The sequence below is a fragment of the Ruminococcus sp. 1001136sp1 genome, from assembly GCF_039841815.1.
GTDB classification, from domain to species: Bacteria; Bacillota; Clostridia; order Lachnospirales; family Lachnospiraceae; genus Blautia_A; species Blautia_A faecis.
The window spans coordinates 56,766-71,079 of record NZ_JBDPGY010000004.1 but is presented as its reverse complement, the minus strand read 5'-3'; the positions used below and the strand labels follow the sequence as shown (position 1 = coordinate 71,079).

Annotated in this window: 15 protein-coding genes; 12 read left to right on the top strand and 3 right to left on the bottom strand. The window is 43.6% G+C overall.

Features of this window, described 5'->3' with window-relative positions:
• The first annotated feature begins 322 nt into the window (after positions 1-322).
• Together ABHC48_RS04730 and ABHC48_RS04725 are read left to right on the top strand one after the other, a co-directional pair.
• Entirely contained in the window at positions 323-1,729 is a 1,407-nt protein-coding gene (locus tag ABHC48_RS04730) for a YfcC family protein (protein WP_118577704.1), read from the top strand.
• A 114-nt stretch (positions 1,730-1,843) separates the two neighbouring features.
• Positions 1,844-2,410 carry a M15 family metallopeptidase gene (locus ABHC48_RS04725; RefSeq protein WP_195983070.1) on the top strand — a complete coding sequence of 189 codons (567 nt, stop codon included), beginning with the start codon at positions 1,844-1,846 and terminating at the stop codon, positions 2,408-2,410.
• Here ABHC48_RS04725 and ABHC48_RS04720 read toward each other — a convergent pair.
• Positions 2,407-3,624 (bottom strand): HAMP domain-containing sensor histidine kinase, encoded by a 1,218-nt coding sequence (locus ABHC48_RS04720; RefSeq protein ID WP_227198959.1) that lies wholly within the window; start codon positions 3,622-3,624, stop codon positions 2,407-2,409. The genes ABHC48_RS04725 and ABHC48_RS04720 overlap by 4 nt on opposite strands.
• On the bottom strand, positions 3,621-4,295 hold the full coding sequence (locus ABHC48_RS04715; RefSeq protein WP_195983071.1) for a response regulator transcription factor: 675 nt from the start codon (positions 4,293-4,295) through the stop codon (positions 3,621-3,623). Before ABHC48_RS04715 ends, ABHC48_RS04720 begins: the two co-directional genes overlap by 4 nt.
• A 174-nt stretch (positions 4,296-4,469) precedes the next feature.
• Between ABHC48_RS04715 and ABHC48_RS04710 the strand changes: the two genes are divergently transcribed.
• The 3 genes from ABHC48_RS04710 to ABHC48_RS04700 are packed head-to-tail and all read left to right on the top strand — an operon-like array spanning position 4,470 to position 6,771.
• Positions 4,470-5,738 carry a TlpA disulfide reductase family protein gene (locus ABHC48_RS04710; protein WP_347505171.1) on the top strand — a complete coding sequence of 423 codons (1,269 nt, stop codon included), beginning with the start codon at positions 4,470-4,472 and terminating at the stop codon, positions 5,736-5,738.
• A gap of 21 nt (positions 5,739-5,759) precedes the next feature.
• On the top strand, positions 5,760-5,921 hold the full coding sequence (locus ABHC48_RS04705; protein ID WP_148461398.1) for a CD1871A family CXXC motif-containing protein: 162 nt from the start codon (positions 5,760-5,762) through the stop codon (positions 5,919-5,921).
• A 7-nt stretch (positions 5,922-5,928) separates the two neighbouring features.
• Complete coding sequence (locus tag ABHC48_RS04700) at positions 5,929-6,771, top strand: 4Fe-4S binding protein (RefSeq protein ID WP_195983096.1); 843 nt, start codon at positions 5,929-5,931, stop codon at positions 6,769-6,771.
• A gap of 128 nt (positions 6,772-6,899) precedes the next feature.
• Here ABHC48_RS04700 and ABHC48_RS04695 read toward each other — a convergent pair whose 3' ends face one another.
• A complete protein-coding gene (locus ABHC48_RS04695; protein WP_195983072.1) occupies positions 6,900-7,856 on the bottom strand; it encodes an L-lactate dehydrogenase in 957 nt (318 codons plus the stop codon).
• A 228-nt stretch (positions 7,857-8,084) separates the two neighbouring features.
• Here ABHC48_RS04695 and ABHC48_RS04690 point away from each other — a divergent pair, with 228 nt between their 5' ends.
• The 7 genes from ABHC48_RS04690 (at position 8,085) to greA (ending at position 14,312) form a co-directional block, all read left to right on the top strand.
• Positions 8,085-8,504, top strand: coding sequence for a transcriptional repressor (locus ABHC48_RS04690; protein WP_148461400.1), 420 nt, complete (start codon positions 8,085-8,087; stop codon positions 8,502-8,504).
• Between the two features lie 11 nt (positions 8,505-8,515).
• Complete coding sequence (locus ABHC48_RS04685) at positions 8,516-9,589, top strand: metal ABC transporter substrate-binding protein (RefSeq protein ID WP_148461401.1); 1,074 nt, start codon at positions 8,516-8,518, stop codon at positions 9,587-9,589.
• A complete protein-coding gene (locus ABHC48_RS04680) occupies positions 9,586-10,299 on the top strand; it encodes a metal ABC transporter ATP-binding protein (RefSeq protein ID WP_195589606.1) in 714 nt (237 codons plus the stop codon). The genes ABHC48_RS04685 and ABHC48_RS04680 overlap by 4 nt, the downstream gene beginning before the upstream one ends.
• The gene (locus ABHC48_RS04675; RefSeq protein WP_173716478.1) at positions 10,296-11,141 is read left to right on the top strand and encodes a metal ABC transporter permease; all 846 of its coding nucleotides are present in this window, start codon (positions 10,296-10,298) and stop codon (positions 11,139-11,141) included. Before ABHC48_RS04680 ends, ABHC48_RS04675 begins: the two co-directional genes overlap by 4 nt.
• A 590-nt stretch (positions 11,142-11,731) precedes the next feature.
• Positions 11,732-12,766, top strand: coding sequence for a hypothetical protein (locus ABHC48_RS04670; RefSeq protein WP_195983073.1), 1,035 nt, complete (start codon positions 11,732-11,734; stop codon positions 12,764-12,766).
• A gap of 201 nt (positions 12,767-12,967) precedes the next feature.
• Positions 12,968-13,435 carry an Hsp20/alpha crystallin family protein gene (locus tag ABHC48_RS04665; protein ID WP_148461412.1) on the top strand — a complete coding sequence of 156 codons (468 nt, stop codon included), beginning with the start codon at positions 12,968-12,970 and terminating at the stop codon, positions 13,433-13,435.
• Positions 13,436-13,829: 394 nt separating this feature from the next.
• On the top strand, positions 13,830-14,312 hold the full coding sequence (greA, locus tag ABHC48_RS04660; protein ID WP_148461413.1) for a transcription elongation factor GreA: 483 nt from the start codon (positions 13,830-13,832) through the stop codon (positions 14,310-14,312).
• Positions 14,313-14,314: the final 2 nt, after the last annotated feature.

Here is a 14,314-nt window from a genome sequence, read left to right as displayed (position 1 = left end):
AAATGCCTCGTCAAAGGGAAGCTTCATCATTTCCCCGGCGGGGCATTTTGATTATTTGAAATACGAATCTCGTTACAGTGTTGACTGGAATGTTAGTTAAATTTGTCTATAAATTTGAAACAATATGTCAACTTAGTCTGAAAAATAACGCTTTAACACGTTAATTTTGATTGACTCCATAGTATATGCAGTGTATTATGAATTTATAATTGCTGTTTGCGGAGTGGATACATGTATGGGGTATACATAAGAAAAAAGTGTAAAACTCTTCAGGCAAAGCGAATAGTTTTTATAATCCATCTATCTAAAGGGGGAGTCATTTATGACGGGAAAGAGAAAAAGAAAACTGGCAATGCCAGACACCCTGATCATCGTAGCATCCGTTGTACTTCTGGTGGCGATTCTTTCATGGATCATTCCATCCGGAACCTACGATTATCAGGAAATGAACATCAATGGAAGAATTCGAAACGTAGCTATTGATGGAACTTATCACACAATTGATAAATCCGAAGTTACCACAACCGGATTCCTTGGATTTTTCAGTGTACTGTATCGAGGCTGCGTGGAGGCTGCTGATGTAATCTTCATGATCCTCTGCTGCTGCGGAACTTTCGGTGTTGTGGTGAAAACAGGTGCTTTCCATGCAGGAATCGGAACCATTTTAAAGAAACTGAAGGGAAAAGAAATTCTGCTTGTTCCAATCATCATGATGATCTTCGGACTGGGCGGTTCCGTGTTTGGTATGGCAAGTGAATTCTACGGATTTTATCCATTGATCGTAGGTCTGGGAGTTGCTCTTGGATATGATGCAATGTTCGGATTTGCCATTATTGCAGTTGGAGAGTTTGTTGGATTTATGGGAGCGACACTGAATCCATATTCTGTAGGAATTGCCCAGACAATTTCAGGTGTAGAGCTTTATTCCGGAACCGGATACCGTGCGATCTGCTTCGTGATCTTCATGGCAATTTCCATTATCTATGTAATGGTTTACGGGCGGAAAATTAAGAAAAATCCAGGTGCATCCGTTGTATTTGGCGAAAAAAACATTCATGCCTTTGACAGAGATGAGTTAAATGAATACAGCTTTACCTTAAAAGATGGTCTGGTTCTTCTGGATGTTCTTGTAGTGCTGGTTGTTCTTATGCTGGGTCTGATCAAATGGGGATGGGATTTCCCGCAGCTTTGTGGCTTGTTCCTTCTTATGTCTATGATTGCTGCAGCAATCTGTAAGTGGTCTCCGAATAAATGGTGCAGTGAGTTTATTGACAGCGCAAAGACTGCAATGTGGGGATGTATCCTTACTGGTATTGCGAAGGCTATCACAGTTGTTATGCAAGATGCGCAAATTATGGATACTGTTATCTACGGCTTGTCAAATGTGCTGAAAAATGCGCCTCATGCAGTTTCTGCACAGGTAATGCTTGTAGTACAGACTCTGATCAACTTCTTCATACCATCTGCAACAGGCCAGGCTTCTGCAACCATGCCGATCATGGCACAGCTGGCAGATATTATTGGTGTGAGCAGACAGACAGCAGTTCTTGCATTCCAGTTTGGCGATGGACTTTCCAATATTTTCTGGCCGACGGCAGATATCGTTATCATCTGTGGCCTTGGTGGAATTTCCCTGCAGAAATGGTATAAGTGGTTTACACCGCTGTTTCTGATCTTGTTTGTGACACAGGCGATTTTGTTGGGAATTGCAACTGGAATTGGTTTCTAGAGCCTTTTTCAAACACGCTCCGGAACTTCAAGGAAAAGCTTCAAGAACATTAATTGTTTGATAACCAGTGAACTTTAAAAACATAAAGGTAACTGTTCTGAAAAGGTAAGTCTAATGGAAAGAAAAGGAAACTTAATTAAACTTACGGACCTGTCTTCCGATTTCATCATCGACCTGAAATATGCCACGCCGGATAATTTCACTGGCGTGCAGGTGTACCAGTCAGCGGATTGCTGGCTGGATGAGCACACAGCGCAGATCCTGATAAAAGCCAAAGAAATTTTCGAAAAGGATGGTTATCGGGTAAAGATATGGGACGCCTACCGCCCCATCCGTGCCCAGAAGCGTTTTTGGGAAATTATGCCAAACGACGACTTCATCGCCCGTCCGCCCGACATGACGAAGATCAAAAAATTCCGTCCTACACATATGAACGGAATGTGCGTTGACGTCACCTTAACTGACAAAGAGGGCAATGAAATCGAAATGCCATCTCCGTTTGACGCTATGGATGAACGCGCTTCACTGAATTATTCCGGTCATTCCGAAACCGGAAGAAGAAACGGCGAGTATTTGAAACAAGTAATGGAATCCGTAGGCTTCCAGGCATATGAATGTGAATGGTGGCATTTTTATGATGTATCTACGGATCCAGCGCCGTTTTCGGATTATGAAATTTAATTTTTTAAACTACTAACGGGCAGCATAAGTGCGATTATGCTGCCTTTTTCATTACTTTCTAATACTTTCACTGAGCCACCGTGTTCCCGGGCAATAGAGTCAACCAGCGCCAGCCCCAGTCCGGCACCTCCCATGGCCCGGCTGCGGGACTTGTCTACACGGAAAAAAGGATCAAAGATTTTTTTCTGATTTTCAGGTGAAATGCCGATGCCAGTGTCTTTTACCAGGATCATAGCCTGACCGTTTTTCTCCTTCACCGAAACTGTGACAGAGCCATTGGGACGGTTGTATTTAATGGCATTTTCCACAAGATTGTAGACTGCACGATAAAGAAGTACATAGCTGCCGGTGATATTGCGAATATTGTTATTAAGTGCAGATGCATCAGGCGTGTGGACATCAGTATGCCAATCCTGACTGGAGCTGTCATCAAAATGAATTGAAATCCCTGCTTTTTCTGCAACTGGATCCAGGTCGCAGAAAACCTCATCTACAAGCTCTTCCAGTGAAACATGGTCTGTTCGTGGAACAGACTTCAGATTCGTCATGTCAAGAAGGGTTCCCACCAGCTGGGAAAGCCTTGCTGTCTGTTCCTTGATCATAGTGAAAAGTTGTTGGTATTCAACCATTTCCGGTTCCTGCTTTTTCTCAAAAACTTCCAGGTTGGTCTGCAATACTGCAAGTGGTGTCCGCAGCTCATGAGCTGCATTTGCAGAAAACTGTTTCTGTGTACTGAAGGCATTGTCCAGCCTGGCCAGCATTTCATTGAAAGAGCTGGTCAGCTGTGCAATTTCATCCTTTGAATTGGGAACTGCCAGCTGGGTGGAAAGGTTCTGCGCCTGGATCTGACTGACTTCACTGGTTAGCTTTTGCAGCGGCGTAAGGGTCTTTTTTGTAAGAAAATAAGTACACACGCTGGAAAGAAGAATAATGATCGTGGTGGCAATAACACTTCGGAGAAGAAAATCCTCCTTGGTTTCCTGAATTTCCTGTTCAAACTGAGGAAAAAGAGCTTTGGGATCTACATTAAAGGTAATGGGGGAATCTCCATCCTGTGGATCCACCTTGATCATATAATTCTGCAATCCGTCCATTCCCGATACGGCAGAATGGCTGATGAAGAAGTACATAAGAACACAGGAGACAATCATCAGTAAGGACAGCAATAAAGTGAGTTTCAGCTGAAGTGAGGTGTGGAAACGTTTTTTTGTCATCTGTATTCCTCCAATATATAGCCCTGGCCAATTTTATTCTGAATAGGGTCAAATCCAATTGCAGCCTTTAGTTTTTTTCTCAGAGATGAAATGTGCACACGGATGGAATTGCTGAAGGTATTTACACTTCCATCCCAAATATGTTCAATCATTTCTTCCGGTGAAATCACCCGGTTCTGATGGAGCAGGAAATATTCCAGGAGGCTGCTTTCTTTTCTGGTAAGGGAAAGCGGCACTCCATTTACAGAAGCTTCTCTTGTTCTGGTATCAAAGGTAAGCTGATTCCATTTCAGGCATACATCCTCCTGGACAAATTTCCGCCGGGTAAGGCTTCGGATTCTGGCTTCCAGCTCCTGGAAGTGAAAGGGTTTGGTAAGATAATCATTGGCTCCCAGATCCAGACCGTTTACTTTATCTTCAATCTGATCCCGGGCGGACAGGATCAGAATCGGGGTATTGGTATTGTGCTCCCGGAACTGGCGGAGAATTTCCAGACCGTCCGTGCCGGGAAGATTCAGATCCAGCAGAATCAGGTCATAATTTTCTGTCATACACAGGCAAAGCCCTTCGTCTCCATCGAAACAGATATCTGTTTCATAACCATCTATGCGAAGTCCCTCCGCAACAGAGCGGCAGAGCTGCTCTTCGTCTTCTATAATTAAAATGTGCATAACTGCTCCTTTCGTAATATGATTTTGCGCAGATCAGATACTCGCAAAAAAGAGAGTATTTATAATTTAAATATTATCATATTTTGAAAAAAATAAAAATCTTAACACAGATTTTATAGGAAAGATGTTAAAATACGTTCAGACAAATAAAAAACGCTGAAAGGAAAATTAAAAATGATGAATAAAAAAAGACTTATGGCAATTCTGGCAGCAGGAGTTCTGACAGCAACATCTTTCAATCCGGTTATGATTAAGGCTGAAAGCGTATCAGCAGAAGAAGCTGGCATGGCAGTTCCGGCAGATGCAGCAGGCATGAGCGTACCTGCGGATGCAGCTGGCGCAGCAGTTTCTGCAGATGAGGCCGGAGCAGCAGTTTCTGCAGACAAAGCTGGCGCAGTGGTAGCCGGTGATGGTTCTGAGACAGCTGTTTTCTCTGAAGATGGCACACCTGTGAAAAAAACAGTAAAAGCAGCAGATATTAATATGAAGGTGCAGGATTCCTACGATTTCCCATTCCTTGGCTTAAAGGCAGTCCTTCCGGAAGAACTGAAGAAACAGATAGAAAACTCCGACATGCTTATGATCACAGAGGAAGAATGGAATGATGACAGTACTGGCTTCAAGTATGCCTTTTTCCACTGGAATAAGCTTACTGAGGATCAGAAAAACGAAGATGTAAACCTTCTTGGAACCGGCTATGAGGACTGGCTTAAGAGCATTGAAAGAGTTGGCACACTTGGTGTTTACAGCAAGGACGTGATCGATGATCTGGATTCCATCACAGGCTGCAATGAGCACAAAGAGCTGGGAACAAGTGAGGATGGAAATTATAAGTACTATCTCAGCATTAATAAAGATGCAGAGTCTGACCTGACAGACGAGATCGAAAAAATTGAGACTACGATCACAGAAATGACAGCCTTTGATCCAAGCAAATCCGTATTTGATATGCCGGCAGAAAATGCCAACCCAGATGCAGAAAATGTAGGCGCATTTGAGACAACAGATATTGATGGAAATGCCTATACAGAAAAAGTATTCAGTGACTATGACCTGACACTTGTAAACTGCTTTACAACCTGGTGCTCTCCATGTGTAAATGAAATGCCAGACCTTGACAAGCTTTATCAGGAAATGAAGGAAAAGGGTGTGGGCGTAGTTGGAATGGTTATCGATTCTGTAGGCGAGGACGGAACTACAGATGAAGATACTGTGAAAAAAGCGCAGATTCTCAAGGAAAAAACAGGAGTTACCTATCCTCTTCTGATTCCGGATGCAGGAAACATGAATGGACGTATCAGCGGTCTCAGCAGCTTCCCGGAATCCTTCTTTGTAGATAAAGATGGAAACATTGTAGGAGATCCGATCATGGGCAGCAAAAATCTGGAAGACTGGAAAACAGCTGTAGAGGATGCACTGGAAAAAATTAATTCCGGAAAATAAAAAGTGGTTAGGGAATGTAGGATGAAAAATTATATAAATAAAATCACCCAGTCCAAATGGACAGGAATCGCCCTTGCAGCGGTGGGGATTCTGATGATGGCCTTTGGTATTTACCGGGGTGAAATGGAAGTTGTTTTTACAAAAGCTGTAAATATCTGTATGGAGTGTATTGGAATTGGATGATAAGAAAATGAACATAAAAAACTGGCCCAGACATACCATACAGGCACTCTGGGCGGCACTTACAAATTCCCATATATCCGGATTTGTAACTGGAAAAATATATACAGGAAAGCTGAAAAATGCCTGTGTTCCGGGACTGAATTGCTATTCCTGTCCCGGGGCAGCAGGAGCCTGTCCAATTGGTTCCTTACAGGCTGTGGTTGGAAGCTGGAACTTTAAATTTGCCTACTACGTAATCGGATTTCTGATTTTCGTAGGTGCGATCCTGGGAAGGCTGGTGTGTGGTTTTCTCTGCCCGTTTGGATTGATCCAGGATTTGCTGAACAAGATTCCTTTTCCAAAGAAAATCCGTACCTTCAAAGGGGACAAGCTTCTTCGAAAGCTGAAATACGTGGTTTTTCTGGTGTTTGTAATTCTGCTTCCCCTGTTTCTCACAGATATAATGGGCCAGGGAGCACCCTATTTCTGTAAGCTGATCTGTCCGGCCGGAACTTTGGAGGGCGGATTGCCGCTGGTACTTTTGAACAAGGCTATGCGCGGTGCCATTGGCTGGCTGTACATATGGAAAAATACAATTCTGATCGTGACAATTGTTCTTTCCATTATTATTTACAGACCATTTTGCCGTTATATTTGTCCGCTTGGCGCATTTTATTCCGTATTCAATAAGGTCTCCATTTACCGCTACCGTGTAGATATGAAAAAATGCGTTCACTGTGGAAAATGTGCAAAGGCTTGCCAGATGGTGGTCAACCCTGTGGAAAACCCCAACAGTCCGGAATGTATCCGTTGCGGACGGTGTAAGCAGGCATGTCCGGTACACGCCATTGCAAGTGGGTGCAAGAGATAACAGGAATGTTTTTACCATTTTTATGGGGATTAACTTTATGTATGCTTTATAAGTAAAAAAGCTTACTGCGATTTAGACATTGAAAAAATAAATGTCTAAGTTGTAGTAAGCTTTTATTATTTATGGTGTCAGGAAATACTCTCGATTACATTACGGAGATACTCGTAGCAGATCTTAAGATTTTTCTCACCCTCTTTATCCAGCGGAATCTGCAGTGTGCGTTCCACGCCATTTCGTGAAATAACGCATGGAAGGCTCATTGCGATTCCTTCTAATCCGTATTCCCCTTCCAGAACAACGGAAGCCGGTACAACGGCACGTTCATTTCGCATAATGGCTCCTACAAGACGGCAGACGCTGAGGGCGATGCCGGAGCTTGTGTAGCCCTTCAGTTCTACAATGTCCAGACCGCTGACCTTCACCTCGTGAAGCAGCTTTTTACAGTCAACAGGCTCTTTCAGACCAAACTGCTTCTGAAAATCATGGAAAGGAATTCCTACAATATTAACCGCATTCCATGGGATAAAGCTTGTGCCGCCGTGTTCGCCCAGAACGAATCCGGTGACATTTTTGGCATCTACGCCGCACAGGTCGGCAAGCATTTTATTGAAGCGGGCGGTGTCCAGAAGAGTACCGGTACCGATCAGAAGATTTCGGGGATAGTTGAATTCCTTCTGTGCAATATAAGTAAGAATGTCCATTGGATTTGAAACATTGATAATAATGGCAGAACGGGTGTAAGTGGTAATCTGTGTCATGATCTCCTTCATCACCTGCACATTGGTCTGCAGCAGCACCATGCGGTCACGGGAGTTACCCGGCTGAATGCTGGGACCTGCGGTGTTGATGATAATTTGGGCGTCTTTACAGTCCTCGTAGGTACCCACCCGGATGTTTGCGTTGGCACTGTATGCAAAGGCGGTGGTGTGGCTGGCATCCAGTACGACTCCTAATGCTTTTTTTTCATTTCTGTTTATGACAACGATCTCATCTGCAAGATTCATTCGCAGAAGAGAGTCCAGAATTGCAGATCCCACATGACCTGCGCCGATCAGAACAATTTTTCCATAACTTATATTTTCCATGATGTCAGGCTCCTTTAGAAATGTAAACTTTCATATATAGTGATGTCACCGATAGACGGCATGTCTGTTTTGTGAATAAGAATAGCACTTGTGTGCTGCAGAAACAAGAGAATTTTGGATTGCACTATAAAAAATACGGAATGATAAAAATGAAAACGATTTTCATATTGACTTTGAAAAAGAATCTGCTATAATATGAAAATGATTTTCAAATTGGAGGCGCGGGAAATGAGCGAAAAAGCACAATATCGTACCAGACAGATTACAGAGCTGGAGAATTATCTGTGCTCTATGGAAGGAAAACATGTTACAGTCAGCGATATATGCAAATACTTTAAAAGTCAGGGGATTTCTATCGGAACCACAACGGTGTACCGCCAGCTTGACCGGATGGTGGAGCAGGGACTGGTTGCTAAATATGTGGTAGACGGCACTAGCAGTGCATGCTTCGAGTATCTGGGACATGATGAGCATTGTCATAAGCATATATGCTTTCATTGCAAATGCGAGAAGTGTGGAAAGGTGATTCATCTGGAATGCGGGGAAATGACACATCTGGGCGAGCATATGCTGGAAGACCATGGATTTCAGTGGGATTTTACCAGGACGGTGTTTTATGGAATCTGTGAGGAGTGTAGAGGAAAATAATGAGGTTGAACATGCACAAATTAAAAAATAAATTCAAAAGGCTACTCATGTCAGCTGCCACAATAGGTACGGCCTGCCTTTTGGCAGGCTGCGGTGCAGGTGCGGCGGCAGGAACTGACAATTCCGGTGTGACGGAAAGCCAGAGCGGGGGAAATGGCAGCGAACAGGAGAATGCCAGCACAGATAGTCAGAAGCTTCAGATTGTAGCCACTATTTTTCCAGAATACGACTGGGTAAAGGAAATCCTGGGTGACCAGGCTGAGAATGTGGATCTTACCTTGCTTTTGGGTAACGGAACAGACATGCATAGTTTCCAGCCTACCATGGAAGATATTTTGAAGGTATCCACCTGTGACCTGTTTATTTATGTAGGCGGTGAGTCTGATTCCTGGGTAGCCGATGCATTGAAGGGCGCCGGAAACCCAGACCGAAAAGCAATCAACCTGATGGATGTGCTGGGAGATCAGGTGAAGGAGGAAGAGCTTGTAGAGGGAATGCAGGAAGAAGACGGCCACACTCACGAAGAAGAGCATACCCACGATGATGATCTGGAATACGATGAGCATGTCTGGCTGTCCTTGAAAAATGCGTCTCTGTTTTGCGACACCATTGCCAGTAGTCTTGCTGATGCTGATCCGGAGCATTCCCAGCTTTATCAGCAGAACGCCGAGGCTTATGAAGAAAAACTGGCAGCTCTGGATCAGGAATACCAGACTTCAGTGGAGAAATCCCGGTCAAAAACCCTGCTTTTTGCGGATCGTTTCCCGTTCCGCTATTTAATTGACGACTATAATCTTACCTATTACGCTGCATTTGCCGGCTGTTCCGCAGAAACAGATGCCAGCTTCGAGACCATCACATTTCTGGCTGGTAAGCTGGATGAGCTGAACCTTCCGGCTGTTCTCACTATCGAGAATTCCGATCAGAAAGTGGCGAAAGCAGTAATTGAAAATACAAATACTAAGGATCAGAAGATTTTGACATTAAATTCCATGCAGTCCGTAACAACAAAGGATGTGGAAGAGGGAACCACATACCTTTCCATCATGGAAAATAATCTCCAGATTCTGAAGGAGGCATTATGAGTCTGATTACTTGTGAGAACCTTACATTGGGATATGAAGGAAAAGCGATTTTGTCCGGGCTGAATTTCAGCGTAAATTCCGGTGATTACCTTTGTATCGTAGGAGAAAACGGCTCTGGGAAATCCACACTGATGAAAACCCTTCTTCATCTTCAGAGCCCTATGAGCGGCAGCATCATTCTGGGAGACGATTTAAAAATCAACGAGATTGGCTATCTGCCACAGCAGACTGCGCTTCAGAGAGACTTCCCTGCTTCGGTAGACGAAATTGTGATGTCCGGTTTCCTGGGAAGAATGGGGCTTCGTCCTTTTTACAATAAAGCAGAGAAAAAAGAAGCCCATGAATTGATGGAGAAAACCAGGATTACGGATCTGGCTGACCGTTGTTATCGACAATTGTCCGGCGGGCAGCAGCAGAGAGTGCTTCTGACCAGAGCTCTCTGCGCCACAAGGAAAATCCTCCTTCTGGATGAGCCTGTTTCTGGCCTGGATCCGGTTGCAACTGCGGATATGTACCAGATTATCAACGAATTAAATAAAGAAGACCAAGTAACCATCATCATGATTTCCCACGATATCAGTGAAGTAGCGACTTATGCAAGTCATGTGCTGCATATTGGACAGAAGGTTTTCTTCGGAACAAAAGAGGAATATCTGGAAAGCAAGATTGGAAAGAGGCTTGTGGATGCTGGAGAGGAGGGAAAAGCATGAGCGGAATTTTTGAAAAACTGGCATTTTATTTCCAGTATCCATTTGTGTGGTATGCTTTGATCGTAGGCGTGCTTATTGCACTTTGCTCCTCTCTTCTGGGGGTAACGTTGGTGCTGAAGCGATTTTCCTTTATTGGGGACGGACTGTCCCATGTGGCATTCGGCGCTATGGCCATTGCATCAGTGCTGAATTTCAGCAACAATATGCTGTTCGTTATGCCGGTAACTGTGATCTGTGCGGTGCTGCTTCTTCGTACAGGACAGAGTACAAAGATCAAAGGAGATGCGGCAATCGCTATGATTTCGGTCGGAGCCCTGGCAGTTGGCTATCTGCTGATGAATGTGTTTTCCACAGGCTCTAATATTTCCGGAGATGTGTGCAGCAGCCTGTTTGGTTCTACGTCAATCCTGACCCTGACCACAGCTGAGGTGTGGCTGTGTGTGGTGGTGTCTGTTATTGTTGTGGCACTGTTTACAGTATTTTATCATAAGATATTTGCGGTTACCTTTGATGAAAATTTTGCAAAAGCCACTGGAACCAGGACGGATATGTACAATCTTCTGATTGCGGTGATCACAGCAGTGATCATTGTGCTGGCTATGAACCTGGTGGGATCCTTGTTGATCTCAGCTCTGATCATTTTCCCGGCACTGTCGGCAATGAGAATCTATAAACGATTCAGCGCTGTAATTATCTGTTCGGCGATTTTATCCGTGTTGTGTGCATTTCTTGGAATTATTGTTTCCATTCTTGGCGGAACGCCGGTAGGGTCTACTATTGTGGCTGTAGATATTGCGGCGTTTCTGGTGACAAGCCTGGTTGGGAAGCTTTTAGAGAGATAGAATATGGTATAGAGTGGTAGAGCGTGTCTGAAAATCTGACAAGTTAATATGGCAGTTATTTAATATTCGATGTACAGGGCGTTCTTGTAAGTGGTTCAGCTTGCAAGGGACGCCTTTTTAATGTAATAGGAAATTCTATTGGAATTGCCTATTATATTAAAAGTCCTACCGGGCAGGAGCGCACTGCGGCGGAAGGATAGCTGTCGCTCGAGGCGGCCCCGCCGCAGGCGGAGAATCCTGCAAGCAGGATTCTTTTTATATGGGAAATGAGAAAAATACTAACCAGAGTATAGTGCTTTTTCCTGGGTGAATTTCTTATAATATAGTTACAGCAGAATGATACAGTTGTAGAAAAAATTTCTGGTTACTGTTTTGTATCTGGCTGCAAAGCTGGTTACTGTTCACTCCGTTTACAGCAACACGCTCCGCGATGCACAGAAATCATGCATTTGCATGATTTCGCGCCGCAAGTCTCGGGTTTTCTGTGAGCTTTGCTCACAAAAAACACCTCGCGAAACATTCCCTGTGAACAGTGACCAAAGCTGAAACTATATTTTTCAGAAAAATTATATGATCCAGGGAGGGTGCTTATGAAAAGAAGAATAATTGCTGCAATATTTACCGGAATGCTGATCACTGCATCGTTTCCAGCTATTGCCTATGCAGAAATCGAAAATCCGGAGGACTATATGGGCATCTGGTATGCCAATTATGTAATATATTCTGACGAAAGCAGCGAACGCCACAATGTAGCAGAATATTTGAACCAATACTTGGAAATGAGGCTGATGGAAGACGGAAGTGCTTACATGGAAATGTCCTACAATAGTGAGGAGCCAGACTCGGCAGAAATTCTGAAGGTCTCATGGAAACTGGAGGATGGGAAAATACTTGTTTCCCTGGAGGAAGGAGACATTTATCTTGATACGGTGGACGGAGAGTTTGTGGGGAGCTTGGATGAGGATACCCAGGTAATTTTTGGACGTGAACTGGTGCAGACAGGAGAATCTCAGAGTCTGGATAATCTGGACGATCTGGAAGATAGTGAAAAGGCTAAGATTCCAAAGGAGAATCCCTATATTTATCATCCGGAAACAGACAATCTGGAGGAGATCATTGCCCGCTATCTTGGGGCTGCGAATTTGGAAAAAGGTTATGAAGTTTCCCTGGATGAGGACAATGGAACCTTTACAGCTCATTGGGCAGGAGATGAATATTATGATCCCAGGGACTATGTTGGAAGCTACAGAATAACGGATGATAACTATATCAACATTTGCTGGAGAGAGGCCACCAGTGAGTATGGCGATAAATGCTATGGTGCGGTTCTGGTAGACCGCTGGAACCAGTTTACGATAAATGAGGATCTTGGAAATCTGGCCGAAGTTATGACAGCCATAGCAAACGATATAAACAGCGGACGTGTTTTCGCAGCTTACAGGACGGAAATCACAGAAGGCTCTGAAAACCAGGGGGCTGTGAAATTTATAGATGAGGATTACGAAGTTTCCTATAGCTACCAGATCATTCCAGGTGCAGATCCGATGGTGACACTTACCAGGTATGATTCGGAATATGATTATGAACAGGTGTATACAAATTATCAGCTGAGGGAGATGCTGTAGGAAAAGAGAAAAATGTTAGAATGTGAAAAAAATGTGAAATTAGCACTCGTCTATTGACAGTGCTAACAATATGTGCTATATTACAACTAGAACAAAGGAAGGGGATAAAAAGAAAGCAAAAGCGAAAGGCTTTATGAATTCCCTACCACCCGAGTTCCAAGAAACAAGGTAAACAGCATATATAAAAAGGAGAGATGACTTATGTTAATGCCTAGTATTTTTGGAGAGAACTTATTTGATGATTTCTTTAATGATTTTCCATTCTATTATGATGATAAAGCAATGAAAGATACCGAGAAGAAGCTTTATGGCAAGAGAGCCAGCCACGTTATGAAGACTGATATTAAGGAAATGGATAACGGTTATCAGCTGGTAGTCGATCTTCCAGGATTTACCAAAGATGAGATTAAGGCTTCCCTGGAGAATGGCTACCTGACCATCAGCGCTGAGAAAGGTCTGGACAAAGATGAGCAGGAGAAAGAATCCGGTCATTACATCCGCAGGGAGCGTTACGCAGGAGCCTGCAGCAGAAGCTTTTATGTAGGCGAGGATGTTCAGCAGGAGGATATTAAGGCTGAGTTTAAACATGGCATTCTGAAACTGTTTGTTCCGAAGAAAGAAGCGAAACCAGCAGTGGAAGAGAAGAAACACATTGCCATCGAAGGATAACTTTTCCCCCTTCAGAAGCATATTCTGAGAGAATAGCATAATTAAGAAGTAAGATGCCGCAGAATCACGGAAAATGGTGGTTCTGCGGCATCTTTTTTTACATTTGTTCGCTATTTTTCTGTCTTGACAATGCCTGTTGATTTAGCTATAATGGTGAAACTGTGAATATCCTAGTGAATTTGTACCCTTTTGGGTAATGAAATGTCTGCTTCTGCAGGCATTACCAATTATAAAAGTGGACTGTTTGGCGAATGAATGTTATCTGTGGTTGGTATATTTCTGCAGCTTTTTGTTCAGGACTTTTATAGTAATGGAATTTTCCGGGAGAAACAGCATATAAGAAATGTATGATACGGGGCGACAAGCCGCCGGAATGAAAGGGAGTAAGGCTATAATGGAAGAAAAGAAGAACTTACTAACCTATGCAGGACTTAAAAAACTGGAAGAAGAGCTGCATGATTTAAAGGTAGTAAAAAGAAAAGAAGTAGCAGGTAAGATCAAAGAGGCAAGAGAGCAGGGAGACCTGTCCGAGAATGCAGAGTACGATGCAGCTAAAGATGAGCAGAGAGATATCGAAGCGCGTATTGAAGAAATTGAGAAAATCCTGAAGAACGCTGAGGTTGTAGTTGAGGACGAAGTCGATCTTGACAAGATCAGCGTAGGATGTAAAGTAAGAGTACATGACTTCGAGTTTGACGAAGATATAGAACTGAAGCTGGTTGGCTCCACAGAGGCAAACAGCCTGGAAGGCAAGATTTCTAACGAATCTCCTGTAGGAAAGGCTCTTATGGGCGCACACACAGGTGATATTGTAGAAGTAGAGCTGCCATCCGGTATCATGAAGTACAAAGTGCTGGAAATCCAGCGTAATATTTAAGG

Coding starts and splice junctions, on each gene's coding strand:
- ABHC48_RS04730 (WP_118577704.1), top strand. CDS start 323: ATGACGGGAAAGAGAAAAAGAAAACTGGCAATGCCAGACACCCTGATC.
- ABHC48_RS04725 (WP_195983070.1), top strand. CDS start 1,844: ATGGAAAGAAAAGGAAACTTAATTAAACTTACGGACCTGTCTTCCGAT.
- ABHC48_RS04720 (WP_227198959.1), bottom strand. CDS start 3,624: ATGACAAAAAAACGTTTCCACACCTCACTTCAGCTGAAACTCACTTTA.
- ABHC48_RS04715 (WP_195983071.1), bottom strand. CDS start 4,295: ATGCACATTTTAATTATAGAAGACGAAGAGCAGCTCTGCCGCTCTGTT.
- ABHC48_RS04710 (WP_347505171.1), top strand. CDS start 4,470: ATGATGAATAAAAAAAGACTTATGGCAATTCTGGCAGCAGGAGTTCTG.
- ABHC48_RS04705 (WP_148461398.1), top strand. CDS start 5,760: ATGAAAAATTATATAAATAAAATCACCCAGTCCAAATGGACAGGAATC.
- ABHC48_RS04700 (WP_195983096.1), top strand. CDS start 5,929: ATGAACATAAAAAACTGGCCCAGACATACCATACAGGCACTCTGGGCG.
- ABHC48_RS04695 (WP_195983072.1), bottom strand. CDS start 7,856: ATGGAAAATATAAGTTATGGAAAAATTGTTCTGATCGGCGCAGGTCAT.
- ABHC48_RS04690 (WP_148461400.1), top strand. CDS start 8,085: ATGAGCGAAAAAGCACAATATCGTACCAGACAGATTACAGAGCTGGAG.
- ABHC48_RS04685 (WP_148461401.1), top strand. CDS start 8,516: ATGCACAAATTAAAAAATAAATTCAAAAGGCTACTCATGTCAGCTGCC.
- ABHC48_RS04680 (WP_195589606.1), top strand. CDS start 9,586: ATGAGTCTGATTACTTGTGAGAACCTTACATTGGGATATGAAGGAAAA.
- ABHC48_RS04675 (WP_173716478.1), top strand. CDS start 10,296: ATGAGCGGAATTTTTGAAAAACTGGCATTTTATTTCCAGTATCCATTT.
- ABHC48_RS04670 (WP_195983073.1), top strand. CDS start 11,732: ATGAAAAGAAGAATAATTGCTGCAATATTTACCGGAATGCTGATCACT.
- ABHC48_RS04665 (WP_148461412.1), top strand. CDS start 12,968: ATGTTAATGCCTAGTATTTTTGGAGAGAACTTATTTGATGATTTCTTT.
- greA (WP_148461413.1), top strand. CDS start 13,830: ATGGAAGAAAAGAAGAACTTACTAACCTATGCAGGACTTAAAAAACTG.